Origin of the sequence: Variovorax sp. 350MFTsu5.1, assembly GCF_048302515.1 — a bacterium.
Taxonomy (GTDB): Bacteria; Pseudomonadota; Gammaproteobacteria; order Burkholderiales; family Burkholderiaceae_C; genus Variovorax; species Variovorax guangxiensis.
Genome location: NZ_CP157620.1, coordinates 1,705,717 through 1,731,986, shown reverse-complemented (window position 1 = coordinate 1,731,986; position 26,270 = coordinate 1,705,717). Strand labels below are relative to the sequence as shown.

Below are 26,270 nucleotides of genomic sequence, written 5' to 3'. Positions count from 1 at the left end.
GAGGCGGGCTACTCGGCCTCGCCCAGCCGCTGCGCCACCTGCTGCCTGCCCAGTCCGCGCACGGAGGCGAGGCTTTCGAGCTGCGCGGCCCGGGGCCGGGCCTTGCCCTGTTCCCAGTGGTAGATCGTCTGGCCCGACACGCCCACCAGCTTTCCGTAGGAAGCAGCGGAGATACCCAGCTTCGCCCGGTGGGAAGCCAGCCTGCCCGCGCTGAACCTGCGCTTCGGTCCGTCTTCGCCGGACTCGTCGGGCTCGCTCGCGCGCGCGCCGCGCGACGTGCCCTTGGCGACATTGCGCAGTTCCTTTTCCAGCGAACTTATCTGGCGGCGCAATGCAGCGATGGCCGCGCGATGGTGAACAGATGCCTTCTTGAGGGTTTCCATTTCCGCGCGAACTTCCTTGCGGGCCACGCGCGAAATCTCCGATTTAAGAATGGATGCAATATTTGGCATGGCGGCATTTTGCCCAGCAAATGTAAACACATGGCAAAAATACCGATCCCCGATCAAATTTGAATCTTTTGATTACAAACAGAATATCCGCGTCATTGCGGTCCATTTCTCGCCTTCCGGCGTCCATGGCGTGGGCGCCTGGAACTTCCACATCAGCTCTTCCCATTGCCTGATCTTCGGGTCGCTGCGCGTGGCAAGCGCCATCGCCTCGGGGTCGTGGCGCGCGTCGTCGGTTTCCATCAGCATCACCATGCGCGTGCCGAGGCGATGGATTTCCATGGCAGTCACGCCATGCGCCTTCAGGTGTTCGCGCACCTCGGGCCAGATATCGCGGTGATAAGCCTCGTATTCGGCGATCAGCGCCGGGTCGTCCTTCAAATCGAGGGCCAGGAAATGGCGCATGCACAGCTCCAGGAAAAAGCTTCGAGGCGATCAGGTCAGTGCCCGGTCCAGATGCGTGTATCCGCCATCCACGAACACCCATTGCCCCGTGGTGTGCGAGGCGCGCTCCGAGAGCAGGAACACGACGTTGTCCGCGATCTCCTCGGGCGTGGTCATGCGCCGGCCCAGCGGGATTTTGTCGGTGATGTCGGCCAGCTTGCGGTCGGGTTCGTCGAAGGCGGAAATCCAGCGCTGGTAGAGCGGCGTCATCACTTCAGCCGGGATCACCGCGTTCACGCGCACGCCGTCTTCCAGCAACGAAGCGGCCCATTCGCGCGTGAGCGACAGCTGCGCACCCTTGGCCGCCGTGTAGCCACTGGTGTTGCCTTGTCCCGTGACGGCCGTCTTCGACGAGATGTTGACGATGGCGCCCTTGCTGGCCTTCAGGTGCGGCAGGCAATGGTGCGCCATCACGTAGCAGTGAATGAGGTTTCGCTCCAGCGATGAAACGAAGGCATCGCGCCCCGCCTCGAGCCCCACGCTGTCGTTCACGCCCGCGTTGTTGACCAGCCCGTCGATGCGGCCGAACGTGGCGGCCGTGTCGGCAATGGCCTTGACGCAGGCGGCCTCTTCCATCAGTTCGAGCTGGAAGAAGCGCGTGCGAGGCTGCAGCTTGCGCAGCGCTTCCTCGAAAGGCGCATCGAGCGGGTTCTTGCCGAAGATCACCGGCACCGCTCCTTCCTGCGCCAGCGTCATCGAGATGGCCGCGCCGATGCCGCTGCCGCCGCCGGTGACGATCACCACCTTGTCCTTCAGATGCAGGTCCATGCCTGGCGATGCCTTTCCTTGCTGTCTATCCCTTGAAGCGGTACTGCTCCAGCGACTGCGGCTTCATCGTGATCGAGAAGCCCGCGCCCTTGGGCGGCATGTAGGCCGCGTTGCGAACCTCGCAGGGCTCCACGAAATGCTCGTGCAGATGATCGACGTACTCGGCCACCCGGCCCTCGCGCGTACCCGAGATGCAGAGGTAGTCGATCATCGACAGGTGCTGCACGTACTCGCACAGCCCCACGCCGCCCGCGTGCGGGCACACGGGCAATTTGTACTTCGCTGCCATCAGCATCACCGCCAGGATCTCGTTCACTCCCCCCAGCCGGCAGGCGTCGATCTGCACCACGTCGATGCCGCCACGCATGATGAACTGCTTGAACATGATGCGGTTCTGGCACATCTCGCCGGTGGCCACCTTCACCGGCGAGATGCCCTCGCGGATCCTGCGGTGGCCTTCCACGTCGTCGGGGCTGGTCGGCTCTTCGATGAACCACGGCTTCGCGAACGCGAGCTGCCGCACCCAGTCGATGGCCTGCCCCACTTCCCACACCTGGTTGGCGTCGATCATCAAATGCCTGTCGGGCCCGAGCACCTCGCGCGCCACCTTCAGGCGGCGGATGTCGTCCTGCAGGTCGCGCCCCACCTTGAGCTTGATGTGGCTGAAGCCCGCGTCGATCGCCTCCTGCGCGAGCCGCCGCAGCTTCTCGTCGGGGTAGCCCAGCCAGCCAGCGGAGGTCGTGTAGCAGGGGTAGCCCTCGGCCTTCAGCGTGGCGATGCGTTCCTGCTTGCCCTTCGATGCTTCGCGCAGCAGTGCGAGCGCCTCGTCGGGCGAGATGCAGTCGGTGATGTAGCGAAAGTCGATGCAGCGCACCAGCTCTTCGGGCGACATGTCGGCCACGAGCTGCCACACGGGTTTGCCCTCGGACTTGGCCCACAGGTCCCACATCGCATTGACCACCGCGCCCGTCGCAAGATGGATCGCGCCCTTGTCGGGGCCGATCCAGCGCAGTTGGCTGTCGGAAGTCACATGCCGCCAGAAGCGCCCCATGTCCTCGGCCACCCATGCAAGGTCGAGCCCCACGACCAGATGCCGCATCGCCTCGATCGCCGCGCAGCAGATCTCGTTGCCGCGTCCGATGGTGAAGGTGAGCCCATGGCCCTCCAGCCCCGGCTGGTCGGTCTCGAGCACGACGTACGCCGCCGAGTAGTCCGGATCGGGGTTCATCGCATCCGAGCCGTCCAGATGCTGCGAAGTGGGAAAGCGCACGTCGAGCACGCGCATGGAGCGGACGATGGTCATGGGTTCCTTCTTCGCCAGCGGATCAGTCGTACAGCACAGCGGCGATCTTCGGATCGGCGATGTTGGTCTTGTCGTACCAGTAGAAGCCCGTATCCACGATCTTTGGCAGCTTCTCGCCCTTGACGGCCTTCACCGCCATCTCGACGGTCTTGTAGCCCATGCCCACCGGGTTCTGCGTGATGGCGCCGGCCATGCTGCCGTCCATGATCGCGTTCTTCTGCTGCTTGCCGGAGTCGTAGCCGATGATCACGACCTTGCCGGTGCGCTTCATCTCCTTCACGCCGTTGACCACGCCGATGGCCGAGCCCTCGTTGGCGCCGAAGATGCCCTTGAGGTTGGGCGATGCCTGCAATATCGACTTGGTGATCTCGGTCGACTTCAGCTGGTCGCCGCCGCCGTACTGCACGCTCACGATCTTGATGTTCGGGTAAGCCGACTTGATGCGGTTGACGAAGCCGTCGCGCCGGTCCACGCCGGTGCGGCTGGTCTGGTCGTGCACTACCAGCGCCACCTCGCCGCTCTTGCCGATGAGCTCGGCCATCTTGTCGGCGGCCAGCGCGGCGGCGGCCTTGTTGTCGGTGGTGGTCGTGGTCACCGGAATGTCGCTGTCCACGCCCGAGTCGAAGGCCACCACCGGGATCTTCGCGGCCTGCGCCTTCTTCAGCAGCGGAATCGCGGCCTGGCTGTCGAGCGCGGCGAAGCCGATGGCCTGCGGCTTCTTGGCGAGCGCGGCCGAGAGCATGTCGATCTGCTTGTCGACCATGGCCTCGGTCTCGGGGCCTTCGAAGCTCACCTTCACCTTCAGGTCCTTGGCGGCCTGCTCGGCGCCTGACTTCACGGCCTGCCAGAACTGGTGCTGGAAGCCCTTGGACACGAGCGGGATGTAGATCTCCTGCGCCTGCTGTGCCTGCGCGAGTGCCGACACACCGGCAAGGGCCGCGCCCAGCGTGCAAGCGACGACTGTTCTTCTCTGGATCATGCGATGTCTCCTGTGGTTGTGGGGAACGAACGGATCGGGATCGGAAACGGGCGGGAGTTCAGCGCGCCTTGCTGCCGCTGCGGCGGCGCAGGATGTCGGCGTACACGGCCAGGATGATGATCACGCCCGTGACCACCGTCTGCCACTCCTGCGCCACCGAAAGAATGCGCAGGCCGTTGGTGAGCACGCTCATGATGAAGGCGCCGATGATGGTGCCCACGATGGTGCCGGTGCCCCCGCTGAGCGAGGTGCCGCCGATGACCACCGCTGCGATGGCGTCGAGCTCGTAGCCCTGGCCCAACGCGGGCTGCGCCGAGTTCAGGCGCGATGCGATCAGCAGGCCCGCGATGCCGCAGATGCCGCCGCTCACCGTGTAGACCACGATCTTCCAGAAGTCGGTGTTCACGCCCGACAGGCGCACCGCCTCCTCGTTGCTGCCGAGCGCGAAGGTGTAGCGCCCGAGGATGGTCCTGTTGAGCACGATGCTCGCGGCCACCGCCACCAGGAACAGGATCAGCACCGCGTTGGGAATGGGCAGCGAGGGCACGATGTCGCCGATCAGCGAGTCCTGCGAGATGGCGGTGAAACCCGGCGTGTCGTTGAAGTAGATCGGCTTGGTGCCCGAGATCACCAGCGACAGGCCCTTGAGCAGCATCATCATGCCCAGCGTCGCGATGAAGGGCGGGATCTTCAGCTTGGCGATCAGCAGCCCCGAGACGAAGCCGCTGAGCGCGCCGAAGAAGATGGCCGCGCAGATGCCCAGCCACAGCGGCATGCCCATGTAGGTGAGCACCACGCCGGTCATGACGGCGCAGAAGGTCATCAGCGTGCCCACCGAGAGGTCGATGCCCGAGGTGATGATGACGAAGGTGCAGGCGATGGCGAGCACGCCGTTCACCGCGGTCGACTGCAGGATGCCCACGAGGTTGTCGGCCTGCAGGAACTGCGGCGACGCGAAGCTGAAGAACACCATCAGTGCGACGAGGCTGGCGAAGGCCAGCAGCTTCTGCCGCGTGGCGGGGCGCAGGAGCCTGTCCTTCAGCGTCTTCGGCGAGAAGCCCGCTGCGGTGGCTGCGGTGGTCACGGTGGGGGTCGTCAAGGGCAGTCTCCAGTCGTGTCGTGCGTGGTCAAGGGGCGGCGTGCGCGGTCTCGCGCCGGGTGGCGAGCTGCATGATCCTTTCCTGCGAGGCCTCGCGCGCGACCAGCTCGCCGGTGATGCGGCCCTCGCACATCACGAGCACGCGGTGGCTCATGCGCAGCACCTCGGGCAGCTCCGAGGAAATGATGACGATGGCCTTGCCCTGCGCGGCCAGCTCGTTGAGCAGGCGGTATATCTCGGCCTTGGCGCCCACGTCGATGCCGCGCGTGGGCTCGTCGAAGAAGAGCACATTGCAGTCGCGCAGCAGCCACTTCGCGATGACGATCTTCTGCTGGTTGCCGCCCGACAACAGCCGCACCTGCTGGCGCACCGACGGCGTCTTGATACCGAGCCGCCGCACATAGCGCTCACCGGCCGATTCGACAGCCGCCTGGTCGATGAGGAAACCCGCCGACAGGAAGCGCTTCATGCTCGCGAGCGCGATGTTGGTTTCCACGTCCATGCCGGTGGCCAGGCCGAAGTGCTTGCGGTCTTCCGACAGGTAGCCGATGCCGTGGGCCACCGCATCCTCGGGGGAGCGGATCGACACCTTCCGCCCCTGCACGAGGACTTCGCCCGCGTCGATGCGGTCGGCACCGAACACGGCGCGCGCCAGCTCGGTGCGGCCCGCGCCCATCAGCCCCGCGAAGCCGAGTATCTCGCCGCGCCGCAGCACGAAGCTGGCGTCGCGCACCATCGCGCCCCGGCAGATGCCCCTGGCCTCCAGCACCACCTCGTTGCCCGAGGTGTCGGGCATCTCGTGCCCGGCTTCGGCGAGCTGGCGACCCACCATCATGGCGATGAGCGCGTCCATCGGCGTCGTGGCCATCGGCACGGTGGCGATGTACTGGCCATCGCGCATCACGGTCACGCGGTCGGCGATGCGCTTGAGCTCGTCCATCTTGTGCGAGATGTAGACGATGGCCACGCCGCGCGAACGCAGGCGCCCGATGATGCGGAACAGGTCTGCCACCTCCTCGTTGTTCAAGGCGGCGGTGGGCTCGTCCATGATGAGCACGCGCGAGTCGAACGACAGCGCCTTGGCGATCTCCACCATCTGCTGCCGTGCCACCGTGAGTTCGCCCACCGGCGTGCGCGGGTCGAGCTTCAGGTTCATGCGCTCGAAGATGCGCTGCGCCTCGCCGCACATGGCCTCCTCGTCGATGAAGAGGCCGAAGCGCCCGCGCGGCTCGCGGCCGATGAAGATGTTCTGCGCGGCGCTCAGGTGGTTCATCAGGTTGAGCTCCTGATGGATGATGCCGATGCCCAATGCCTGCGCGGCGCGCGGGCTCTCGATGTCCACGGGCCGGCCGTCGAGCAGCACCTCGCCCGAATCCTTGCGGTAGACGCCCGCAAGCACCTTCATCAGCGTGGACTTGCCTGCCCCGTTCTCGCCCATGAGCGCATGCACCTCGCCGGGCAGCAGCTCGAACTGCGCCCTGTCGAGCGCGCGCACGCCGGCGAAGGACTTGCTCAGGTCGCGAATGGTGACGATGGGTTGCGTCATGAGGAGTCCTGAATCGACGCCAGGCCGTAGAAGCGCTGGGCGGTGCCGTGCCACACCTCGGCCTGCTCGTTGGGAGAAAGGCCGCCGATGCAGGCTTCGCTCACCGCGACCCAGCCCGCGTAATCGCCGGCCAGCGTGAGCACGGGCCAGTCGCTGCCCCACATCAGGCGCGCCGGGCCGAAGACTTCGAGCAGGTGCTCCCACACGGGGCGCACCGCCTGTGCGAAGGCATCCGCATCGCGCTGCATCGCGGGCGGCGCCTCGGTCCACAGGCCCGAGAACTTGCAGCAGACCTGGGGCAGCGCGGCCATGGCCGCCATGTCTTCGCGCCAGCGGGCGAATTCTTCGCTGCCGTGCGCGCCCACCGGCGGCTTGGCCGCATGGTCGATCACCATCGGCAACTGCGGCCAACGCTTCGCGAACTGCAGAACCCACGGAAGGTGACGCGGGTTCGCGAGCGCGTCGAAGCGCAGGCCGAGCTTCAGCATTGCGTTCACCGCATCGGGATGCGGGCGGCGCGCGATCCAGTCGTCGTCGGGCAGATCCTGCAGCATCGGCCGCACGCCCTTGAATTTGGGATGCCGCGCCATCCGCTCCAGCGAGGCGGCGGCGTCGGGCCGGCTCAGGTCGACCCAGCCGACCACGCCGCCGATCTCCTCGCGGCTGCCCGCGAGATCGAGCATGAAGTCGGTCTCGGCGTGGGAATCGGTGGCCTGCACGAGCACAGTCCGGCTCACGCCGTGGGCATGCAGCAGCGGCTGCAGGTCTTCGGGCATGAAGTCGCGCAGGAGCGGCGCCAGCGCGGGCACGTCGGCGCGCAGCCACGCGTAGTCGCCGCGCGCGGGCCGCCAGAAGTGCTGATGCGAGTCGATTCGCTGGATCATTTCGGGTCGCGGGCAGCGCCTGGCTGCCGAACGCCTTGCCTCTCTAGTCCATTCGTGAACATAGTATTTACATACGAACTTTCAGCGTCAAGCGCGCTGCATGGGTGCTTTCCCGTAAAACGAAACTTGCAAACGGCGATCCTTGCTGTTGAAATTCATTAGTGAACAAATCTATTCAACCGGACATCCTCGGCAGGCCCGCCGAAGAGCAGGAGCAGCAAGACCGCTACCGCGCTCCCGCGCTCGACAAGGGCCTGGACATCCTCGAACTGCTGGCCGACCAGCCCGAAGGCCTGACGCGCGGCGAGATCGTGAAGGCGCTCGACCGCGGCCCCAGCGAGATCTATCGCATGCTCGAACGGCTGGTGGCGCGCCAGTACGTGCTGCGCTCGCTGGCGGGCGACCGCTACAGCCTGAGCCTGAAGATGTTCGACCTGGCGCACCGCTATCCGCCGAACCACCGGCTGGTAACGCAGGCGCTGCCGGTGATGGACCGCTACGTGAAGGAGGCCGAGCAGTCCTGCCACCTGGGCGTGTACGACCGGGGCAACGTGCAGATCGTGGCGCAGGTCAACAGCCCCGCGGCGAGCAGCATGACGGTGCGGCCCGGCACGCGCGTGAACCTGCTGGACACCGGCTCGGGCCAGGTGCTGCTGGCCTGCGAGTCGGAAGAGCGGCGCCGGCAGATGCTGGCGGAGCACGTCGCGCTCGACGGCGAGGTACAGATTCCGCCCGACGAGCTGGAGCACATGCTCGAGGCCGTGCGCGCCACCGGTTACCGGCAGCGCGAGAGCATGCAGTACTTCGGCGTGATCGACATCTCCTGCCCCATCCTCGGGCCGCACGGGCATGCGCTGGCGGTGCTCACCACGCCGTACATCCGGCGCATCGACCGGCACGCGATTCCGTCGCTGGACCGCGCGCGCGAACTCATGCTGCAGGCCGCGCGCGATCTCTCGCTGCTGACGAACGCCTGATCAGCCTGCCGGCGGAGGAGGCTGCTGCTTCTTCTTTTTCTCTCTGCGGCCGCCGATCGCCCCCGACGCCGCGGCGCCAAGAATGCGCCGGAAGGTCGGGCACTCCATGTGGCTGGGTGCGCGGCAGACGGCCGCATGGCGCAGGCCGTCGCGCATCGCGCTCAAGTTGCGGATCGTGCGGTCGAGCTCGTCCGCCTTGGCGTTGAGCATCACCCGGTCGATGCGCGGCTGCCCGTTGGGGCCGAACATGCGCGCGATCTCGTCGAGCGAGAAACCGGCGGCGCGGCCCAGCGCGATCAGCGCCAGCCGCTCCAGCACGCCTTCATCGAATGTGCGCCGCAGGCCCTGCCGGCCGGTGGAGGCGATCAGCCCCTTCTCGTCGTAGTAGCGCAGCGTGGACGCGGGCAGGCCCGAGCGTTTGGCCACTTCGGCGATATCCATGTGCTTCCTCCTCCTCTTGACTTCAAGCCGGCTTGAATTTGCATAGTGCGGCTTCCGCCTCGTGAAGGCAAGCAAGAGGAAACGATCATGGAGAAAACCATGCACCCCGCCACGCAAGCGGCCGGCGACGCACAGGCCCGGCTCTGGAACGGCCCGGCAGGCCACGCCTGGGTCGATGCGCAGCAAACGCTGGACCAGCTTTTCAGCCCGCTGGAGAAACTGCTCGTCGAGACGGCCTGCGCCGCTCCCGGGAGCCGCGTGCTCGACGTCGGCTGCGGCACCGGCGGCACCACGCTGGCCATCGCGCGAGCGGTGGGCGGCGGCGCGGAATGCACCGGCATCGACATCTCGCAGCCGATGATCGCCGCCGCCCGCGTCCGTGCCGGGCGCGAAGGAATCCCCGCGCGCTTCATCTGCGCGAACGCGCAGACCCACGCATTCGAGCCCGCGGGCTTCGACAGCATCGTCTCGCGCCTTGGGGTGATGTTCTTCGACGACCCCGTGCGCGCCTTCGCCAACCTGCGGCACGCCGCGAAGGACGGCGCGGGGCTGAGCTTCATCGCATGGCGAAGCGCGGCCGAGAACCCGTTCATGACGACCGCCGAGCGCGCAGCCGCGCCGCTGCTGCCGAACCTGCCGCCCCGGGTTCCGGGCGCACCGGGCCAGTTCGCCTTCGCGGACCGCGAGCGGGTGCAGGCCGTCCTCGAGGAAAGCGGCTGGCACTGCATCGACATCCGGCCCGTCGACCGGAACTGCACGATGCCCGAGAGGGATCTGATCGGCTATCTGAGCCGCCTCGGTCCGGTCGGCATTGCGCTGCTGCAGGCGGATGAGAAAACGCGCGCCCGGGTCATCCACACGGTGCGCGCCGCCTTCGAGCCCTACGTGCATGGCGACGAGGTCCGGCTGACCGCAGCCTGCTGGCTGGTCAAGGGGCGTGCCGATGCCTGACACGACGAAGCTGCTTGCCGGCGCGGTGTTGATCGGCACCGGCGCCACCGCGCTCATGGACCTCTGGGCCATCGCCCGCAAGCACCTGCTGGGCGTTCCGTCGCTCGACTACGCGCTGGTCGGCCGTTGGCTGGCCTGGTTGCCGCGCGGCCGCTTCTTCCACACGCCCATCGCCGCCACGCCGCCCGTACATGGAGAACGCCTGCTGGGCTGGGTCGCGCACTACACGATCGGCATCGCATTCGCCGCGGTACTGCTCGCCGTCTGGGGCCACGGCTGGCTGCTTGCTCCCACGCCCGGCCCCGCAATGCTCGTCGGCATCGGCAGCGTGGCCGCGCCCTTGCTGGTGATGCAGCCGGCCATGGGCGCCGGCATCGCCGCCAGCCGCACACCGCGCCCGGCCATCGCGCGGCTGCACAGCCTCGTCACGCACGCGGTCTTCGGGCTCGGGCTCTACACGACCGGCCGTGCCCTGGCCTGAGCGAAAAGCTCAGGCGAAGAGCTTCCCGTTGAGCGCGATCCGCACCGTCTTCACCGTGAGCACCGCCAGCGCCACGTTCAGCGCAGCCAGCAGCACGATGGCGATCGCCCAGAGCGGCTCGCTCGGATGCGACTCCGCGTACTTCAGCGCGGCGTTGGCCAGCGCAGCCATCGGGAAGCCGATCGCCCACCAGCCCGGCGCGAAGCTGGCGCCACGGCGGAACACCTTCGGCGCGACCACGGCGAACATGAAAAGGCCGAAGTAGAAGAGCAGCGAGGCGAAGCGGTCGATCTCGCCGACGATGTTGGTGTAGGCGAGAAAGCCCACGGCGAAAGGCGCCACCAGGATCATCAGCGATGGCTCCATGGCGGGAGCGAGCGGATCGCGATGCACCAGCCGGCCGATGATCATGGTGAAGAGCACGAGGGCCAGCACCACGCCGATGGCGCTGGCAGCCAGGTTGGCCTCGGCCGCCCAGGCCATCGGCATGTGCGCGCCGGTCACGGGAATATCGAGCGTGGCCACGCCGGGGATGATCCACGCCGGCACCGCGAGCGAGGCATCCACCTGCCCCTTCAGCAGCCGCGACAGGCCGGCGAAGCTCAGCGAGAAGGTCGCTAGCAGCCCGATCGTCCACGCGAGGTGAGCGAGGGGCGCGCTGTACGGCGCGATGACGGCCGACAGCAGCAGGATGGAGATCGCGATGGTGCCGAAGAAGTTGCCCGCCACCGGATGATGGAACTCCGCGTGCACCGCCTGCGGATGCCTCACCAGCTTCGTCAGGTAGCCCGCCGCGATCAGCACGAACACGCCCAGCGCGAAGGCCCCGATGGCTTCGCCGATGATGGCCGGCGCGCCCAGGCTCTCATGCGCGAGCCGCCATGCGAGGGCCAGCCCGGAAAAGCCCATCACGGAGGCGAAGAGGTTGACCGGGAGGTTGCGCACGGAGGCTTGCGCGCGCGGCGCAACCGCGGCGACCGATGAAATCACCGGGGAGGAAGGGTTCAGAGCCTGGTTTTGCATGTTGTCGTCCTTGGCTGGATTTGCATTAATGTGTATTTTCCGCCAGACTACCGAAGCCATTTCCGCCAACTCACGGCGTTTTCAGCCAATCCCCGGACCTTGTCTGCCATGCGTGTCGCCATCCTCGCCTTTCCCCGTTTCCAGCTGCTCGACGTGGCCGGCCCCGCCGACGTCTTCGCCGAGGCATCGCAGCAGCTGGGCGACCCGCGCGCCTATCGCGTCCAGGTGATCTCCAGCGGCGAAAGCATGCTCAAGAGCAGCGGCGGGCTGCGGCTGGGCGTCGATTCCACGGTGGCCACGCATCGCGGCGCCATCGACACCCTGCTGGTCGCCGGCAGCCCCCGCGTGGAAGACATGGCGGCCGACACGCAGTTGCAAGAGTGGCTCAGGCGCCAGGCGCGCACCGTGCGGCGCTACGGCTCGGTGTGCAGCGGCGCCTTCGTGCTTGCCGCCAGCGGGCTGCTCGACGGCAAGCGCGTGGCCACGCACTGGAAGCTCGCGGGCCAGCTCGCCTCCGACTACCCGCTCGCCAGCGTCGAGTCGGACGCCATCTACGTGCGCGACGGCCAGCTCTTCACCTCCGCCGGCGTCACGGCCGGCATGGACCTCGCGCTGGCCATGGTGGAGGAAGACCACGGCCGCGACCTCGCGCTGAGCGTGGCGCGGCAACTGGTGATGTTCCTCAAGCGCCCCGGCGGACAGAGCCAGTTCAGCGCCCACCTGGCGGCCCAGACCTCCGAGCGCTCCAGCATGCGCGAAGTGCAGGACCACGTGCTCGCGAACCTCAAGGGCGACCTCTCCGTGCCCGCCCTCGCCCAGCGCGCCGGCATGAGCGAGCGCAACTTCGCGCGCATCTTCCGCAGCGAAACCGGCACCACGCCGGCCGAGTTTGTCGAGAATGCAAGGATCGACGCCGCCCGCCGCATGGCCGAGGAGTCGGACCTGCCGGCCAAGCGGCTGGCCGACGCGGTGGGCTACGCGAACGTTGACGGCTTCAGGCGTGCATTCGGCCGCCGCCTGGGCGTGAGCCTCGTGGAGTACCGCAGGCGCTTCGCCAGCTGACGACACACCGGAGCGACCCATGAAGATCGAGCCATTCGACGAGGGACTGGACCAGCGCAACATCGTCGCCTACGACCCGGCGTACGCCGAAGTCTTCGCCGCCGCGCGCGAGTACGTGCAGGCACGGCTGCCCGGCGTGGAGCTGGTGCACATCGGCAGCACGGCCATCGCCGGCCTGCGCGGCAAGCCCATGATCGACACGGCCGCCATCACCACCCGCGAGAACCTGCGCGAGGAGCAGGCGCAGTTCGAAGGCATCGGCTTCCACCGCCGCCCGGTCTGGGTCGACCGCGACGAGAAGCCGTATGTCTGCGGCTCGGTGCTGCACGCAGGACGGCGCTTCAATATCAACATCCACGTCTGCCACCGCGGCGATCCGGTCCACAGGGATTCGCTGGCCTTCATCGGCATCCTCGAACGCCGCCCCGACCTGCGCCTGAAGTACGAGCAGGCCAAGGACCGCGCCCACGCGGTCGATCCGGCCAATCCCCAGATATACAACCGCGAGAAAGAGGCTGTAATCAAGGAAATCGAGGCCCAGATTCCCAGGGAGTAGCCGTTCCAGCGCCGCAGGAGGCCCGAAGAGGCCTGTGCACGGAGGTGAGTCCAGATGTCCGCTGCCATGTTCGCCGCCCTGTTCTTCACGGTGGCGCTGCTCGTCACGACGGCCTACTTCATCATGGGCTCCATCCCGCTGCTGGTGCTCAAGCACGACACGCCGCTGGACGCGCGCTTCGTGCGCGGCTTCTTCAACATCTACTACGTCGCCGCCTTCATCACCGCGAGCGCGACGGCGGTGAGCTTTGCCTCCGCGGGTCGGCTGGGCATCGCGGCCGGCGCGACGGCACTGGCGGCGATCGCCGTCGTGCTGCGCAAGAAAGTGATTCCGAAGATGGACGCGCTGGGCACGCAGATCCAGTCGAACTACATGGACGCGATCCCGGGGTTCCGCAGAACCCACGTGGTCGCGATCCTGATCAACATCGCCCAGCTGGTGGCGATCGTCTGGACGCTGATCGCCGTGGGGCGGTAGCTTGCGGCTCTCAGTCGGCGTAGACGCCCGCCGCCTTGATCACGGGCGTCCATTTCGCGATCTCGTCGATCACGAACTTCTTGTGGCCCGCCGGCTCGACGCGGCCGTCGGTGGCCACCACGGCGCCGAGCTGTTCCTCGCGGTGGATGAAGTCCGGATCTTTCAGCGCGAGCTTGAGTGCGTCGTTGAGCTTCTTGAGCACCGGCGCGGGCGTGCCCTTGGGCGCGTACAGGCCGTGCCAGATCGTGACCTGGAAGTTCTTCAGGCCGGCCTCGTCGAGCGTGGGCAGGTCCTTCAACAGCGGCAGCGCGAGCCGCTTCGACGTGGTGACGGCGAAGGCCTTCACCTTGCCGCCCTGGATGTGCGGCGTGGTGTTGGTGGTCTGGTCGCACAGCAGGTCGATCTGGCCGCCGATCAGGTCGGTGATGGCGGGCGCGGTGCCCTTGTAGGGCACCGGCGTCATCTCGGTTTTGGTGGCACTCTGGAACAGCAGGCCGCACAGGTGCGAAGCCGAGCCCACGCCGGCGTTGCCGAGGTTGATCTTGCCCTTGTTGGCGGCGATCCAGCCGCTGAGCTCCTTGTAGTTGGCGGCCGGAATGCCCGGCTTGGAGATGAGCGTCATCGGCACGTCGTTGACGATGCCCAGGTACTCGAAGTCGGTCTCGACCTTGAACGGCACGTTGCGCACCAGGCTGGGCACGGTGGCCATCGCGATGTGGTTGAGCAGCAGCGTGTAGCCGTCGGGCGTGGCGCGCGCCACCTTGGCCGCGCCGATGGAGCTGCCGGCGCCGGGCACGTTGTCGATGATGACGGTGCTGCCGCCCAGCGGCTTGCGCAGCGCCTCGGCAAGGTCGCGCGCGACGCGGTCGGTCGGGCCGCCAGCCGCGAAGGGCACGACGATGGTGACGGGCTTGCCGCCCGGGAAGTCCTGCGCATGGGCAGCGACGGCGGCAGCGGCGATCGCCGCGAGGGCGAACAGTTTCTTCATGGAGTCTCCGTGAGGTTGGATTGAAAAATGGTTCAGGGCGCGCGCGGCGGCACGCGGCTCTCCAGCGCGGGCGGCTGCCATGCGGGCTGGATGTGGCAGCCGTTCCTGCCGTCGGTGTCGTAGCGCGGCATCAGCGTCTTGCAGCGTTGGGCGAGGCCCTCGGGTGTGGGCTTCTCGCCCTTGTCGATCCAGTCGAGCAGCGCGGCGAAGAGCGCGGGGTATTCCGAATCGCTCAGGTAGCTGTGCTCGCGCTCGCTGCTGAAACTCTGTGCCAGCAGGTCGCCGGTGCCGGCCGCGTCACGGATGCGGCGGTAGGAATTTTCGAGTTCGACGAAGGCCGTGGGATCGTCGATGGCATGCAGGCCCACGGTGGGCAGCGCGGTGCGGCCGGTGGGCTGGCTGTCGGCCGCCAGCGCGCCCTTGGCCTGCGGATCGGCCGCATAGCGCAGCACGCCGGCATTGAGCGCCGCGTCGTCGGCCGAGCCGCTGTAGACCACGCCGACGTTGCCGAAGGGGTTGCGGCCTTCCAGGCGCTTCTGCACCAGGTCCTGGAAGAGCCAGGTCGCCCAGCTCAGGTGGCCCAGCAGCGAGCGCTCCTGGATCTTCACGACCGAAAGAATGGTCTTCAGCCGCGCCGCCTGCTCCGGCGTGCGCTGCGCGGCGGGCAGGCCGACGCCGGTGCACTCCTTCACGCGCGCGGCGAGGTCGGCGCGCGTGAGCTTCGAATCGAGCGGCAGGCCCATCCACAGCGGGTACTGCGGCTCGTCGGGGCGCGGATGGTTGCGGCAGACGTACTGGTAGACCACGCGCAGGTCGAGCCGGAAGTCGTAGGCGCTGTTGCCGCCGCCGAGCACGCCGCTGGTGAGCAGCAGGCCGTCGTAAGGCGACTTCGCGCCGCCGGCCGGCGCATAGAGCTCCGCCGCCTTCGCCGCCACGCCGGCGCCGTAGCTCTGACCGTGCAGCAGCGTGCGGTGCGGCTGGCCGAAATGGCGCACGAAGATCCGGCGCAGGCGCTCGGTGTCTTCGGCGGCCACGGTCACGCCGTAGCCGCCGCGCCTGTAGGTGGAAGCGGCCCACGCATAGCCGGCCTTCACGGTGACGGCCCAGCGCTTGAGGTCTTCCTCGCTGCGCTCCAGCTTGGGCGGTCCGGTCTCGGGGCCGCCGTGGGCGTGCATCACGAGCACGCGGCCGGCGTTCTTCGCCCAGTCCTTCGGGATGGCGATCCAGTAGAACGAGCCCGCGCCGTCTTCACCGGTGTAGCAGCGCGCAGACTCGGGCACCGGCGAGGGGCAGGCTGCCGCTTTCGGGCCGGCAGGAGCGGCGTGGGCTTGCGCACCCGATACCGCACCGATCAGCGCGAAGGCGGTGGAAGCCGCGAGGCTGGAAAGTCGTTTGTTCAATGGCGTACTCCGAATTCGAGCGCCGCCTTCGCCGTGTCGGTGGAGACGAATGCGAGGACGCCGCTGTTGAAGATGAAATTGCCCGGCCGGCCGGCATCGGCCTGCGCCACGCCGAGCACGGGAGTGTCGTAGTTCAGCGCGGCCGCCGCGCCGCCGAGGTTGAGGCCGGTGCCGGCCACCGTGGCATCGTGGTTCTCGCCCTTGACGCTGACCAGCGCGTAGCTGCCGTCTGCCGTGCCGCTGACCAGGCTCTGCTGCAGGCCGTACACGCGCATGCCCATGTTGGCCGCCGATTCACGTACCAGGTGCACCGGCACGGCGACGCCGTTGACCAGGCCGATGACCATCGAGCCGGTGAGCGTGCCGCCGGTGGTCACGGCGCTGCCGGTCGGCGAAGTGGTGTACAGGTCGAAGGCGCCGCGCGTGCCGTTGTAGGTGATGTAGCCCTTCTCGGTCTGCGTGCAGCTCGCGTCGTAGGTCATGAAGGCGCCGCTGACCGGATCGCGGCAGTACTGGAAGGTGCCCGCGTTGCGCAGCCGCACCGACGACGCATGCGCCGCCGTGCCGCCTGTGCCCTGCTGCACGCCCACGGCGTTGAAGATGTTCGCCACCGGGTTGAACACCGTCGGCGTGGCCGCGTTCTGGAAGGCGTTCTGGAACGCCAGCAGCGGCGCGAAGCCACCGCCGCTGGGCGCATTCACGCCGCCCGAGAGCACGCCGCCCGCGCCGAAGCTGAACACCGCCCCGCTCTCCGCGCTGGCATAGCTGCAGTTGCCTTCCGACACCAGCGTGCCGCTGCGCACCGTGCCCGCCGTGCGCTGCAGGCTGGCATCGATGGTCACGGTGTAGGCCATGGTGGCCGGGTCGATCTGCACGCGCAGCTCCTCGCCGAAGCTGTCGCCGCCCTTGTAGGTGGTGACTGCCGCGGGCAGGTTCGGGCAGGCCAGCGGGTCGCCGACCTCGGTCACGCAGCTGTAGTTGACGGCCGCGTCCAGGCTGCCGCTGCCGCGGTACTTGGGCCAGGCCGGGAACAGGCACAGCGGGCGGGTGCGGCCATAGGTGCCGGCCACAGCGTCCACCGCGACGCCGGTGGCGGGCGCGAGGCCGTTCTCCACCCAGCCTTCGAGCGCGGCGAGCGAATCCCAGTTGGGAATGAAGCTGCCGGTGCCGTGGCCCATGCCGGGCACGGTGTAGAAGCGCACGCTCTGGTCGACCGAGGCCTGGCCCACGGTGGCGATGAGCTGCTTGTAGTAGTCGATGGTCGAGTTGGGGCTGATCACCTCGTCGGCCAGGCCGTGCAGCATGATGAGCCGGCCGCCGTGCGCGAAGAAGGGCGCGAGGTTCGGGTTGGTCGCGTCGGTGAGGTTCGACACCTCGGTCACGCGCGCCGCATAGCTGCCCGGGTTCAGCGGGTCGAAGGTCAGCGTGTCGAAGTTCGCGATGCGGGTGACGAAGAACTTCACCCACTGGTCGCCGGTGACGTACATGTTGGCGTCGGCCGAGGTGGCGGGGTTGGCCGGCACCTTCCGCGTGCCGAGGTCGCGCGTGGTGAAGGGCCCGGCCACCAGCGCGCCCTCGAGCAGGTTGTAGCCCCCTGCGCGCTTCACGCCGTTGGCCAGCGCGTAGGTCGTGAAGTCCAGCGGCGATTCGATGGCGCGCACGGTGTCGAGCTGCGCGTCCGAAAGGCAGGTGTCGCCCGTGTCCGCGCCGCCGCTGCAGCGCAGCGAGGCCAGGATCTGGCTGTTCAGCAGGCGGCAGCTTTCGACATTGCTCACGATGCTGTCGGCCGCGCCGTCGAGCTTGTCGCAGGCCTGCATCGCGGCCTTCTGCACCAGCAGCGTCTTCGCCACGTTCATCCAGCCGGCGCCGCCGTTGTTGTAGAGCGCGCGGCCCACGGCCACGTTCGACAGGCGCGTGCCGGTGTAGTTGAGCGCGGGCTCGTTGGCGATCACGCCGTCGTAGTCCAGCGGCCAGCGCTGGATGTAGCTCAGCGCATCGCGCCCGCCGGTGGAGGTGCCCAGGAAGTAGGCGTGCTTCGGCGCCATGCCGTAGCGCGCGAGCACCAGCGCCTGCGCCACGTCGCGCGTCTTCTTGAGCGAGTTGCCGCCGTAGTTGGCGAGTTGCTCGTCGTTGGCCGCGAACTTGCCGTCGGTGATGCTGCCCGACCGGTGGCCCGAGTCGTCGCCGTAGGTGGCGTAGCCCAGCGCAAGCGGCGCGGGCTTGCCGGCGGGACCGAAGCGGATGACCTCGGTGCCGTCGATGAGCACGCCGTCGAAGCCGCCGCCGCCGAAGTGGATGGTCTTCTGGTTCCACTTCTCGGGCAGGTTGACCGCGAAGTTGATGGACTGCGAATTGGGGTCCACCGGCTGGATGGTGCCGCGCACGCGGCAGTAATCGCCCAGCGTGTTGCCGGCGTCGCTCGCGGCGACCGGCGTGGCGCTGGTGACGGTGGCGCCCTGCGTGGGCAGGCTGATCAGCGAGGCCGGCAGGCTCCGACCTGCGAGGTCGGCGCAGGAGACGACCGGCTGCACGGGCGGAGGCGGCGGGTTGTCGGGTGGGTCGCCTGCCGGTGGGTTGTCGCCGCCGCTGGCGGGCGGCGTGCTGGTCGGGGGCAGGAAGGCGAAGCCGCCGCCTCCTCCCCCGCCTCCGCCGCCGCAGGCGGCCAGGGCCAATGAGATGCCGATCGCGCTGGCGACGGCGAGGAACTTCGATGCAGGGCGCTCTTTGCGCATGGACTTGTCTCCGGCATGCGGTCTCGTTGGACCGCTTGTTCTTGAATGGGCGGCCGGAAGATAGATTCGGGGTGACTTAGGGTCAAATAAAATAACAAGGCACTTTTCATACAAAAAACATATGGACATACGGGCACTGCGCTACTTCGCCGCCGTTGCCGAGACCGGCCACATGACGCGCGCGGCCGAGCAGCTGGGCATCCAGCAGCCGCCTTTGAGCCTGCAGATCAAGGCGCTCGAACGCGAGCTGGGCGTGCTGCTGTTCCGGCGCCATCCGCGCGGCGTGGCGCTCACCGACGCGGGCCGGCTGTTCCAGGCCGAGGCGCTGCGCATGCTTCAGGACATGGAATCGATGAAGCAGCGCATGACCCGCGTGGCCAAGGGCCAGGCCGGCACGCTCGCGGTGGGCTTCACCAGCTCGGCGGCGGCGCACCGTTTCATGCCCGAGGCGCTGCGCGAGTTCCGCCGCGCCTACCCCGACGTGGAGCTGCAGCTGCGCGAGGACAACGCCGCCGAGCTCACCGAGGCGCTGGCCGCCGGCCGCCTGCACTGCGGCCTGCTGCGCGTGCCGGTCGCGCGGCCCGAGGGGCTGATGTTCGAGACGCTGCTGCGCGAGCCGGTGCTGGTGGCCATGCCCAGCGACCATCGCCTTGCCCTCGGCCGCGACAAGGACTCGCGCCCGCTGCCGCTCGCGAAGCTCTGCGAGGAAGGCATCATCCTCGTGCGGCGCCCGGGCGCGCCGGGCCTGTATGCCGACCTGCTCGCGCTGTGCCACGCCAAGGGGCTGCGCCCGCGCGTGGTGGCCGAAGTCGATCGAATGATGACCAACCTCAATCTCGTGGCCGCGGGTGTCGGCCTCTCGGTGGTGCCGGCGTCGATGCATGGCGTGCACGCGCACGCCATCGCCTACACGCGCCTCGCCGATGGCGGGCAGCTCGACGCGCCGCTCACGCTGGTCTCGCGCGCCGAGGAAGACAACCTGCCCGCGCTGAATTTCGCGGCGCTGCTGCGCAGGCTGGCGCAGGAGAACCCCGGCTCATGATCCGGCTTCGCCGTCGCCACCTGCTGCAACGCGCCAGCGCCCTGCTCGCGGCGGCGTGCGCATTGCCGCGCGTGCTGCACGCGGCGCCGGCACAGTGGCCGAACCGTCCGGTGCGCCTGATCGTGGTCTATCCGCCCGGCGGCGTGAGCGACGGAATGGCGCGCGTGCTGGCCGAGCCGCTCGCACGTTCGCTCGGCGTGCCGGTGCTCATCGAGAACCGCCCCGGCGCGGGCGGCAGCCTCGGCATGGACGCACTCGCCCGCTCCACGCCCGACGGCAGCACGCTGGCCTTCTCGGCCATCAGCCCGCTCACGCTGCACCCTCTGCTCGCACGCGTTCCCTACGACCCGATGCGCGCCTTCGTGCCCGTGGCCAGCGTGATGCGCACACCGGTGCTGGTGGTGGGCACGCCCGCCTTCACCGGCCGCGGTTTCGGCGAGCTGATCGCGCAGGCGCGCAGGCAGCCGGGCGAAGTGCGATGGGCGACGTCGGGCGTGGCCACCATCGGCCACCTGGTGCTGGCGCAGGTGCGCGCGCAAAGCGGTGCCGACATCACGCACATTCCCTACCAGGGCGGCGGTCCGCAGCTCAACGATGCGCTCAGCGGCCAGTTCGAGGTGCTCTCCACCAACGTCGCCGCGCAGCAGCTGCAGTACATCGAAGGTGGCCGATTCCAGGCGCTGGCCGTGGGCGCGCCTGCGCGCATCGAGGCACTGCCCACGGTGCCCACGCTCGCGGAACTGGGTTTCGGGAAGGCCAACCGCGATTCGCTCTTCGGCATCTTCGCGCCCGCGCGCACACCACCAGCTGTGGTGCAGATGCTCAATGCGGAGATCAACCGCGTACTCGAAAGCGACGCGGTGCGCGCACGGCTGCGAGCGGCCTACAACCTGCCGGCGGGTGGCGGCAGCGAGGTTTTCGCGCACGAGATCGCGCTGGACCGGCGGCGCAACCGGGAGCTGGTGACGGGGGATCGGTCGCAGTTCGACTAAGCTCCCAGCGCCGCGGCACATCGCAACCCCAGAAAAACGCCGCGCGGGGGAGGAATCTTGCAATCCGCGAAACACTTTCTGTCCGTCCTCGCCGTTGCGGGCCTATTGGTTCATGCCAACGATGCAGGCGCTTACAGCAACAAGGCGACGTTCGCCGCCGAAGTTTTCTTCGAACAAGGTGACGATGCCCTTGCGACCGCACAGCAAGAAAAACTGCGTGCCTTTGCCGACCGCATCGACAAGCACCAATTGGAAGTGATCATCGCTGTTGGACATGCAGCTCCAGGCGAGACAGATACAAAGGCGCTGAGCGAACGTCGAGCCGCTTCGACGAGGTTCACGCTGATCCAGCTGGGCATACCGCCGTACAGAATCTACACAGAGGGAAAGGCCGACACGCAGGCTGCCTACGCACAAGACGCCACTCAGATGCCCCGTGCAGAAATCGAATATGTCGGAACATACGGTGCTGCACCGTATACGCATGGCTTCAATTCGATGTGGACGTGGCACCGGGATTTTTTGCCGGGCCAGGAGCGACCGCAGCTCAATAACCCGCCGGCGACCTGGGACACCAGCAGACCAGAGCAATTCATCCCGGCCATCACCAATCCCGCGTGGCGACTGCGCTTTCTCGACAAATACCGATTGGTTGCCATCCTCAGAAATGACGATTCGCTCCTGCGCGAAATCGAAAACCTTCGTCCACCCGCAGCGAGCGCACAGACCGCTCTGATGGCCATAGCATTCGGAACGCCTTTTGCGCAATCGGTTTTCGCCTCCGCCATCGATCGGCTCGATGTCACCGAGCCCGGAGGCCATGAACTTGCCGAACAACTTTGGTGCGACAACAGCTGGCGCACGTCGGCACGCCGCTTGTCATTTCCGCGCATGAAAATACCGCAAATGCTTCGCACCTTGTCCGCTGCGGAGCAGAAGCGATGGACCGAATGCGCAGCAAGGCACACAGACGTGGAAGCCCTCGGATTTCTGAAATCAAATGGCGTGAACTTGAGCGCTCGCAACGAACAAGGGGAGACCGCATTGCATGCAGTCGTCAGCAGGTTCGATCCAGGTGGCATCCGCGTACTGGTAGCTGCAGGCGCCGACCCCAACGCTCAGGATGCCAGCGGCCGAACCCCGCTGCATGGATTGGCAAGCGCGAACTATGGGCCAATGACGGGACGCCCTCAAGCCGACCAATTGAGACAGGCATGGGCCACACTGACCGCCGCTGGAGCGAACCCCTCGATCCAGGACTATCGGGGCTCAATACCGGCGCCGGTCAAGCCTTAGTCTGCTTCGAGTCATCGGCCATCCAAAGGCCCGGGTAGTCGAACGCAAAACCGTCCGGCGTCACTTTCAGCACTGCCGCGTAATCGAAGCGCTTCGCCTCGTACGCATATTCAGTCTCGCTGCGCCGCTCGTAACGCTGCATCAGCTCACTGAGCCCGCCGCCGCCATCGATATCGAGCCATGCGGCAGGCGCATCCGCGCCCTCGCCTTTCGCAAGACCCAGTCGGCGCAGTTGCAGCAGGTTGGTGGCGGGCGTGAAACCCAGGTCGAGGTCGATGCAGTGCGACAGGTCGGGCACGGCCTCGTCGTTGAGCTTCCAGTGGCCGCGCGGGTCGCGGGCGATGGAGAGGTCGACCGCCGAGTCGCCGAGCCATCCGCGCACCGTACCCCACTGGGTGTGCCACAGCAGGTCGCAGCGCACACGGTAGTGCAGCTGGCCGATGCGGCCGTCTTCCAGGCGGAACACCGCCGCACCGTCGAGTTGCCAGGCCGAGGCATTGCGTTCGAGGCGGCAGGCATCGTGACCCGGTACGTCGAGCCTGCGCCAGAGGATGGAGGCGACCGTTTGCATGGCGCGCATGATGGCACCGGCATGCGGCGGCGCGCAAGCAATGACCCGCCGCCCCGAAAAAAGTCGGCCTGGCACGCTGCTGGGCGTGCGCGTCGGCGAATCGCCCCGCATGCGCAGGCGGCGCCCAGCCGCGAGACAATTGTTTCCGTGAGCTCCCAGACCCCATCGGCACCGAAGATCCGCCGCATCGCGCACCTCGACATGGACGCCTTCTACGCGTCCGTCGAGCTGCTGCGCTATCCGCAGCTCAAGGGGAAGGCAGTGGTGATCGGCGGCGGGCGCAGGCGCGTGGACGAGGCCATCCGCAACCTGCCCGAAGGCGGCACGCTGGCCGACATTCCGGTGGAGGCCTTTCCGCTGCTGAAGGACTACACCGGCCGCGGCGTGATCACCACCGCCACCTACCCGGCGCGGCAGTTCGGCGTGGGCTCGGCGATGGGGCTCATGAAGGCGGCCAAGCTGTGCCCGCAGGCGATCATCCTGCCGGTGGACTTCGACGAGTACCGCCGCTACTCGCGCGCCTTCAAGAAGATCATCCTGGAGGTCGCGCCGCTCATGGAAGACCGGGGCGTGGACGAGGTCTACATCGACTTCACCGACGTGCCCGGCGGCCAGCGCGAGGGCGGGCGCTCGCTGGCGCGGCTGCTGCAGAAGGCCATCTTCGACGCCACCGGGCTCACCTGCTCCATCGGCGTTGCGCCCAACAAGCTCATCGCCAAGATGGCGAGCGAGTTCAACAAGCCCAACGGCATCTCTGTCGTCTACGAGGACGACCTGGAAAAGCTCATCTGGCCCCTGCCCTGCCGCAAGGTGAACGGCATCGGCCCCAAGGCCGACGAGAAGCTCAAGCGCTTCGGCATCGAGACCGTGGGCCAGCTCGCGGCGCGCGACCGCGACTGGCTCGTCGCCAACTTCGGCAAGGCCACCGGCGCGTGGATGCACGAGGTGTCATGGGGCCGCGACAGCCGCCCGGTGGTGACCGAGAGCGAGCCCGTGTCGATGAGCCGCGAGACCACCTTCGACCGCGACCTGCACGCGGTGCGCGACCGCGCCGAGCTGGGCGCGATCTTCACGCAGCTGTGCGAGCAGCTGGCCGCCGACCTGCAGCGCAAGGGCTACGTGGGCAAGACCATCGGCATCAAGCTGCGCTACGACGATTTCAGGATCGCCACGCGCGACCAGACCATCGACCGCTTCACCGACGACGCGAAGACCATTCGCCAGACCGGCGGCCTGTGCCTGAAACGCGTGCCGCTGGAGCGCCCGCTGCGGCTGCTGGGCGTGCGCGTGGGCGCGCTGGCCAAGGCCGGCAGCCCCGAGGCGCTGGCGCCCGCCGGCTCCGGTGCGCACCGCGCGGCGGCCGAACCGGTGGCGACCACCGCTTCGCTCTTCTGAGTACGCGATGGTCCGACGCTGGCTGCGCCGCATCGCCTTCACGCTGCTGGGCTTCATTGCGCTGGTGGGCCTGTACGTGGCGACGGCCTGCGCGCTGGTGTTCTGGCCCGCCAACCCCGGTCCGCCGGAGAGCGCCAGGGCCGAAGTGCAGGCCTGGGTGCTGAGCAACGGCGTGCATACCGACTACGTGTTCCCTGTGCGTTCCGCCACCATCGACTGGCCCCAGCTGTTTCCGCTTTCGGACTTCAAGGCGCCACCGCCCGACGCCGAGCTCATCGCCATCGGCTGGGGCGACCGCGAGTTCTACCTGAACACCCCCACCTGGGCCGACCTGACCGCATCGCGCGCGCTCGGCGCCTTGGTCGGAGGCAACCGCGCGCTGCTTCATGTGAGCTACCTGCGGCGCAGCCAGCTCGGGCAAGGCGCCTTCGCGCTGCCGCTCACGCAGGCCCAGTACGCGCAGCTCGCCGCCTACGTGCGCGCCGCCCTGCCATCGGGCAAGGCCACGCCCATCGCAGGCGCGCACTACGACGACCAGGACGCCTTCTACGAGGCCGAAGGCGGCTACAACCTCTTCGAGACCTGCAACACCTGGACCGGCCGCGGCCTGCGAGGCTCAGGCGTCACCGTGAGTCGCTGGACGCCGTTCGACTTCATGGTGACGTGGCACATGAAGCCGGCGCCGCCCGGCGCGATCCGGTAGAAGTCAGTAGAGGTGTGGCTCCTCGTCGATCACGCGCACCGGCGGCGTGCTCGCGAAGACGTCGAGCGCATGCGTGCGGTCCACGCACATGAGGTTGGTCACGCGCTTCTCCCAGGCCCAGTGATCCCATCCGTTGGTGCGCCGGTGCGTCACCACGCGCAGCCACTGGCCGGGCCGCAGTACACCCAGCGGTTGCGGCTGACCTGTGTGCCGCACCCCGCCGGCGTGCCACCAGCCGATGGCCATGCCGCCCGGCTGCGCGTGCCATTCATAACCCTGCTCGCGCAGCTGCTGCGCATTCCATGACTTCCAGGCGGCCGGCGCGACGGGCTGGTTCTCGAACGCCCCGCCGTCGGAACGCAACGAGATCTCCTGCCACAGCATGCCGCCCGCAACGGGTAGCTGCAGCAGCTGCGCCTCGAGCCCGGTGAGAGGCAGGCGCATCGGCGCCTGTCCGCGCCGCCTGCCGTGCTCCGCATCGCGCCCAGCCTTCGTCCAGAGGCAGCGGATGCTCTGCACGGCCAGCCACATGGCGGGATCGCCCGTCACGCTCAGGGCTTCGGCACCCCGCCCGACCACTTCGTCCAGTTTGCGACGATGTGGTCGACCACGCGCGAGCCCACCAGCTCGATGTTCTCCACCGTCTCGGCGAAGCCGCCTGCCGTCTCGCCCGGAGCCGGGTCGAGGTGCTGCAGCGTGGTTTCCTTCGGGTTGCCCTGGTCGAAGTTGACGGCGCCGCGCAGGCTCATCACGCGGTCGGTGCCGTGGGTGCGCTTGATGACGAGGGTGATGGCTGCGGCTTCCATCTCGGTGATGACGTAGTCGTCGGCGCCGTAGAGCTTGGCGATGTACTGCGCCTGCTTCGACATGCCGGGGCCGTGGAAGAAGGTGTCGCCGGTCATGTGGGTGCCGGTGCCGACGAAGGGGGCGCGGCGCGCGGCCGCGTCGGGGTAGCGCAGGCGGTACTTGCGGGCCGATTCGGAGTCCTTCAGGGGCGTGTCGGCCGAGAGCTTCATGGCCCAGCCCACGAGGTCGGGGTTGAGCCTGAAGCGGCGGTATTCCTCATAGCCCTTGCGCGGCATGAAGGTGGGCTCGCCGGGCTTGTTCTCCTCGGGTGCCCAGCGGTGGCCGAGGTCGTAGTCGACCAGCCAGGTGGCCCAGCTCACCTCGCCGATGGTGCCGCGCGAGGGCGGCGTGCCGGCCACGCCGGAGATGACGTAGTAGCTCTGCGAGAAGTCGAACTGCGGGTTCAGCAGGATGGCCTGCATCGACGAAGACGAATTCACCTTGCCCATGCCCAGCACCGAGCCGCACACGCCGTCGGCGTTGCAGTACACGGGCTGCAGCGCGCCGGGCACGGCGATGGGTTTGGCGTCCTTCCAGTAGCGCTCGTACCAGTGCTGGAACTCGCCGGCGCGGTCGCCGGTGTTCTTGCCGATCTCGAACATGGCGGCGACGAAGACCTTGACCTTCACTGGCGCGGCCGGAGCCTGCGCCGCGGCGGTCGTGGTGGAAGTGCTGGGCGTGGAAGCACAGGCCGTGAAGAGCAGCGCCGCGGCGGGCACGGCCAGCCAGCGGGCGGCGAAAAGAGAAGACTTGGACGAACTCATTCTGAACCCCGGTGAGAGAGGAAAACTGCGGACAAGACGGAAGGACTGGAGCCGCAAGCGCCCGGCGCACCGCCGGCGCCTGCGGCGTCCTACACCCGGCG

27 protein-coding genes are annotated in these 26,270 nt (G+C 67.9%); 11 read left to right on the top strand and 16 right to left on the bottom strand.

Annotated elements, in window-relative coordinates; genetic code table 11:
* Positions 1–8 precede the first annotated feature (8 nt).
* The 8 genes from ABL843_RS07565 to ABL843_RS07530 form a co-directional block, all read right to left on the bottom strand.
* A complete protein-coding gene (locus tag ABL843_RS07565; RefSeq protein ID WP_126022565.1) occupies positions 9–452 on the bottom strand; it encodes a helix-turn-helix domain-containing protein in 444 nt (147 codons plus the stop codon).
* A 72-nt stretch (positions 453–524) separates the two neighbouring features.
* The gene (locus ABL843_RS07560; protein ID WP_369659313.1) at positions 525–854 is read right to left on the bottom strand and encodes an L-rhamnose mutarotase; all 330 of its coding nucleotides are present in this window, start codon (positions 852–854) and stop codon (positions 525–527) included.
* Positions 855–884: 30 nt separating this feature from the next.
* A complete protein-coding gene (locus ABL843_RS07555; protein WP_418119469.1) occupies positions 885–1,661 on the bottom strand; it encodes an SDR family oxidoreductase in 777 nt (258 codons plus the stop codon).
* Between the two features lie 25 nt (positions 1,662–1,686).
* Entirely contained in the window at positions 1,687–2,964 is a 1,278-nt protein-coding gene (locus ABL843_RS07550) for an L-fuconate dehydratase (protein WP_418119468.1), read from the bottom strand.
* Positions 2,965–2,986: 22 nt separating this feature from the next.
* Positions 2,987–3,943, bottom strand: a complete 957-nt coding sequence (locus ABL843_RS07545) for an ABC transporter substrate-binding protein (protein WP_418119467.1) — start codon at positions 3,941–3,943, stop codon at positions 2,987–2,989.
* Positions 3,944–4,001: 58 nt separating this feature from the next.
* Positions 4,002–5,042, bottom strand: a complete 1,041-nt coding sequence (locus ABL843_RS07540; protein WP_184635385.1) for an ABC transporter permease — start codon at positions 5,040–5,042, stop codon at positions 4,002–4,004.
* A 28-nt stretch (positions 5,043–5,070) separates the two neighbouring features.
* A complete protein-coding gene (locus ABL843_RS07535; RefSeq protein WP_418119466.1) occupies positions 5,071–6,588 on the bottom strand; it encodes a sugar ABC transporter ATP-binding protein in 1,518 nt (505 codons plus the stop codon).
* Positions 6,585–7,472, bottom strand: coding sequence for an amidohydrolase family protein (locus ABL843_RS07530; RefSeq protein WP_418119465.1), 888 nt, complete (start codon positions 7,470–7,472; stop codon positions 6,585–6,587). The genes ABL843_RS07535 and ABL843_RS07530 overlap by 4 nt, the downstream gene beginning before the upstream one ends.
* A 161-nt stretch (positions 7,473–7,633) precedes the next feature.
* Between ABL843_RS07530 and ABL843_RS07525 the strand changes: the two genes are divergently transcribed.
* A complete protein-coding gene (locus ABL843_RS07525; protein WP_418119464.1) occupies positions 7,634–8,449 on the top strand; it encodes an IclR family transcriptional regulator in 816 nt (271 codons plus the stop codon).
* On the opposite strand, the gene ABL843_RS07520 is transcribed toward ABL843_RS07525, so the two are convergent.
* Positions 8,450–8,890, bottom strand: a complete 441-nt coding sequence (locus ABL843_RS07520; protein WP_418119463.1) for a helix-turn-helix domain-containing protein — start codon at positions 8,888–8,890, stop codon at positions 8,450–8,452. It abuts the gene before it with no gap.
* Between the two features lie 87 nt (positions 8,891–8,977).
* Here ABL843_RS07520 and ABL843_RS07515 point away from each other — a divergent pair, with 87 nt between their 5' ends.
* Together ABL843_RS07515 and ABL843_RS07510 are read left to right on the top strand one after the other, a co-directional pair.
* Complete coding sequence (locus ABL843_RS07515) at positions 8,978–9,841, top strand: class I SAM-dependent methyltransferase (protein ID WP_418119462.1); 864 nt, start codon at positions 8,978–8,980, stop codon at positions 9,839–9,841.
* The gene (locus ABL843_RS07510; RefSeq protein ID WP_418119461.1) at positions 9,834–10,322 is read left to right on the top strand and encodes a DUF2938 domain-containing protein; all 489 of its coding nucleotides are present in this window, start codon (positions 9,834–9,836) and stop codon (positions 10,320–10,322) included. The genes ABL843_RS07515 and ABL843_RS07510 overlap by 8 nt, the downstream gene beginning before the upstream one ends.
* A gap of 9 nt (positions 10,323–10,331) precedes the next feature.
* Here ABL843_RS07510 and ABL843_RS07505 read toward each other — a convergent pair whose 3' ends face one another.
* Positions 10,332–11,345, bottom strand: coding sequence for an SLAC1 anion channel family protein (locus ABL843_RS07505; protein ID WP_126023235.1), 1,014 nt, complete (start codon positions 11,343–11,345; stop codon positions 10,332–10,334).
* Between the two features lie 108 nt (positions 11,346–11,453).
* On the opposite strand from ABL843_RS07505, the gene ABL843_RS07500 reads away from it, so the two are divergent.
* Genes ABL843_RS07500 through ABL843_RS07490 form a run of 3 tightly spaced genes read left to right on the top strand, consistent with a single transcriptional unit; the run spans position 11,454 to position 13,440 of the window.
* The gene (locus ABL843_RS07500) at positions 11,454–12,407 is read left to right on the top strand and encodes a GlxA family transcriptional regulator (RefSeq protein ID WP_418120447.1); all 954 of its coding nucleotides are present in this window, start codon (positions 11,454–11,456) and stop codon (positions 12,405–12,407) included.
* Positions 12,408–12,426: 19 nt separating this feature from the next.
* Positions 12,427–12,963: a GrpB family protein gene (locus ABL843_RS07495; RefSeq protein WP_418119460.1), complete on the top strand. Its 537-nt coding sequence runs from the start codon at positions 12,427–12,429 to the stop codon at positions 12,961–12,963.
* A gap of 54 nt (positions 12,964–13,017) precedes the next feature.
* Positions 13,018–13,440, top strand: a complete 423-nt coding sequence (locus ABL843_RS07490; RefSeq protein WP_418119459.1) for a hypothetical protein — start codon at positions 13,018–13,020, stop codon at positions 13,438–13,440.
* A 10-nt stretch (positions 13,441–13,450) separates the two neighbouring features.
* Here ABL843_RS07490 and ABL843_RS07485 read toward each other — a convergent pair whose 3' ends face one another.
* Genes ABL843_RS07485 through ABL843_RS07475 form a run of 3 tightly spaced genes read right to left on the bottom strand, consistent with a single transcriptional unit; the run spans position 13,451 to position 18,560 of the window.
* A complete protein-coding gene (locus ABL843_RS07485) occupies positions 13,451–14,428 on the bottom strand; it encodes a tripartite tricarboxylate transporter substrate-binding protein (RefSeq protein ID WP_418119458.1) in 978 nt (325 codons plus the stop codon).
* Between the two features lie 32 nt (positions 14,429–14,460).
* Positions 14,461–15,828 carry a hypothetical protein gene (locus ABL843_RS07480; RefSeq protein ID WP_418119457.1) on the bottom strand — a complete coding sequence of 456 codons (1,368 nt, stop codon included), beginning with the start codon at positions 15,826–15,828 and terminating at the stop codon, positions 14,461–14,463.
* Positions 15,825–18,560, bottom strand: coding sequence for a tannase/feruloyl esterase family alpha/beta hydrolase (locus ABL843_RS07475; protein ID WP_418119456.1), 2,736 nt, complete (start codon positions 18,558–18,560; stop codon positions 15,825–15,827). Before ABL843_RS07475 ends, ABL843_RS07480 begins: the two co-directional genes overlap by 4 nt.
* Positions 18,561–18,681: 121 nt before the next feature.
* On the opposite strand from ABL843_RS07475, the gene ABL843_RS07470 reads away from it, so the two are divergent.
* From ABL843_RS07470 to ABL843_RS07460, 3 genes are read left to right on the top strand one after another with little or no spacing between them, the layout of a single operon-like run.
* A complete protein-coding gene (locus ABL843_RS07470; RefSeq protein ID WP_369659328.1) occupies positions 18,682–19,602 on the top strand; it encodes a LysR substrate-binding domain-containing protein in 921 nt (306 codons plus the stop codon).
* The gene (locus ABL843_RS07465) at positions 19,599–20,594 is read left to right on the top strand and encodes a Bug family tripartite tricarboxylate transporter substrate binding protein (RefSeq protein ID WP_418119455.1); all 996 of its coding nucleotides are present in this window, start codon (positions 19,599–19,601) and stop codon (positions 20,592–20,594) included. The genes ABL843_RS07470 and ABL843_RS07465 overlap by 4 nt, the downstream gene beginning before the upstream one ends.
* A gap of 57 nt (positions 20,595–20,651) precedes the next feature.
* Positions 20,652–21,890, top strand: a complete 1,239-nt coding sequence (locus tag ABL843_RS07460) for an ankyrin repeat domain-containing protein (protein ID WP_418119454.1) — start codon at positions 20,652–20,654, stop codon at positions 21,888–21,890.
* Here the strand turns inward: ABL843_RS07460 and ABL843_RS07455 are convergent.
* Positions 21,880–22,470 (bottom strand): putative glycolipid-binding domain-containing protein, encoded by a 591-nt coding sequence (locus tag ABL843_RS07455; RefSeq protein ID WP_260319185.1) that lies wholly within the window; start codon positions 22,468–22,470, stop codon positions 21,880–21,882. The two genes, ABL843_RS07460 and ABL843_RS07455, sit on opposite strands and share 11 nt — an antisense overlap.
* Positions 22,471–22,662: 192 nt before the next feature.
* Here ABL843_RS07455 and dinB point away from each other — a divergent pair, with 192 nt between their 5' ends.
* Entirely contained in the window at positions 22,663–23,856 is a 1,194-nt protein-coding gene (gene dinB, locus ABL843_RS07450) for a DNA polymerase IV (protein WP_418120446.1), read from the top strand.
* Between the two features lie 7 nt (positions 23,857–23,863).
* Positions 23,864–24,559 carry a TIGR02117 family protein gene (locus tag ABL843_RS07445; protein WP_418119453.1) on the top strand — a complete coding sequence of 232 codons (696 nt, stop codon included), beginning with the start codon at positions 23,864–23,866 and terminating at the stop codon, positions 24,557–24,559.
* Positions 24,560–24,562: 3 nt separating this feature from the next.
* On the opposite strand, the gene ABL843_RS07440 is transcribed toward ABL843_RS07445, so the two are convergent.
* Together ABL843_RS07440 and ABL843_RS07435 are read right to left on the bottom strand one after the other, a co-directional pair.
* A complete protein-coding gene (locus tag ABL843_RS07440; RefSeq protein ID WP_369659332.1) occupies positions 24,563–25,108 on the bottom strand; it encodes a hypothetical protein in 546 nt (181 codons plus the stop codon).
* Positions 25,109–25,110: 2 nt separating this feature from the next.
* On the bottom strand, positions 25,111–26,169 hold the full coding sequence (locus tag ABL843_RS07435; protein ID WP_369659333.1) for a purine-nucleoside phosphorylase: 1,059 nt from the start codon (positions 26,167–26,169) through the stop codon (positions 25,111–25,113).
* Positions 26,170–26,270 lie beyond the last annotated feature (101 nt).

Coding starts and splice junctions, on each gene's coding strand:
- ABL843_RS07565 (WP_126022565.1), bottom strand. CDS start 452: ATGCCAAATATTGCATCCATTCTTAAATCGGAGATTTCGCGCGTGGCC.
- ABL843_RS07560 (WP_369659313.1), bottom strand. CDS start 854: ATGCGCCATTTCCTGGCCCTCGATTTGAAGGACGACCCGGCGCTGATC.
- ABL843_RS07555 (WP_418119469.1), bottom strand. CDS start 1,661: ATGGACCTGCATCTGAAGGACAAGGTGGTGATCGTCACCGGCGGCGGC.
- ABL843_RS07550 (WP_418119468.1), bottom strand. CDS start 2,964: ATGACCATCGTCCGCTCCATGCGCGTGCTCGACGTGCGCTTTCCCACT.
- ABL843_RS07545 (WP_418119467.1), bottom strand. CDS start 3,943: ATGATCCAGAGAAGAACAGTCGTCGCTTGCACGCTGGGCGCGGCCCTT.
- ABL843_RS07535 (WP_418119466.1), bottom strand. CDS start 6,588: ATGACGCAACCCATCGTCACCATTCGCGACCTGAGCAAGTCCTTCGCC.
- ABL843_RS07530 (WP_418119465.1), bottom strand. CDS start 7,472: ATGATCCAGCGAATCGACTCGCATCAGCACTTCTGGCGGCCCGCGCGC.
- ABL843_RS07520 (WP_418119463.1), bottom strand. CDS start 8,890: ATGGATATCGCCGAAGTGGCCAAACGCTCGGGCCTGCCCGCGTCCACG.
- ABL843_RS07515 (WP_418119462.1), top strand. CDS start 8,978: ATGGAGAAAACCATGCACCCCGCCACGCAAGCGGCCGGCGACGCACAG.
- ABL843_RS07510 (WP_418119461.1), top strand. CDS start 9,834: ATGCCTGACACGACGAAGCTGCTTGCCGGCGCGGTGTTGATCGGCACC.
- ABL843_RS07505 (WP_126023235.1), bottom strand. CDS start 11,345: ATGCAAAACCAGGCTCTGAACCCTTCCTCCCCGGTGATTTCATCGGTC.
- ABL843_RS07500 (WP_418120447.1), top strand. CDS start 11,454: ATGCGTGTCGCCATCCTCGCCTTTCCCCGTTTCCAGCTGCTCGACGTG.
- ABL843_RS07495 (WP_418119460.1), top strand. CDS start 12,427: ATGAAGATCGAGCCATTCGACGAGGGACTGGACCAGCGCAACATCGTC.
- ABL843_RS07490 (WP_418119459.1), top strand. CDS start 13,018: ATGTCCGCTGCCATGTTCGCCGCCCTGTTCTTCACGGTGGCGCTGCTC.
- ABL843_RS07485 (WP_418119458.1), bottom strand. CDS start 14,428: ATGAAGAAACTGTTCGCCCTCGCGGCGATCGCCGCTGCCGCCGTCGCT.
- ABL843_RS07475 (WP_418119456.1), bottom strand. CDS start 18,560: ATGCGCAAAGAGCGCCCTGCATCGAAGTTCCTCGCCGTCGCCAGCGCG.
- ABL843_RS07470 (WP_369659328.1), top strand. CDS start 18,682: ATGGACATACGGGCACTGCGCTACTTCGCCGCCGTTGCCGAGACCGGC.
- ABL843_RS07465 (WP_418119455.1), top strand. CDS start 19,599: ATGATCCGGCTTCGCCGTCGCCACCTGCTGCAACGCGCCAGCGCCCTG.
- ABL843_RS07455 (WP_260319185.1), bottom strand. CDS start 22,470: ATGCGCGCCATGCAAACGGTCGCCTCCATCCTCTGGCGCAGGCTCGAC.
- dinB (WP_418120446.1), top strand. CDS start 22,663: ATGGACGCCTTCTACGCGTCCGTCGAGCTGCTGCGCTATCCGCAGCTC.
- ABL843_RS07445 (WP_418119453.1), top strand. CDS start 23,864: ATGGTCCGACGCTGGCTGCGCCGCATCGCCTTCACGCTGCTGGGCTTC.
- ABL843_RS07435 (WP_369659333.1), bottom strand. CDS start 26,169: ATGAGTTCGTCCAAGTCTTCTCTTTTCGCCGCCCGCTGGCTGGCCGTG.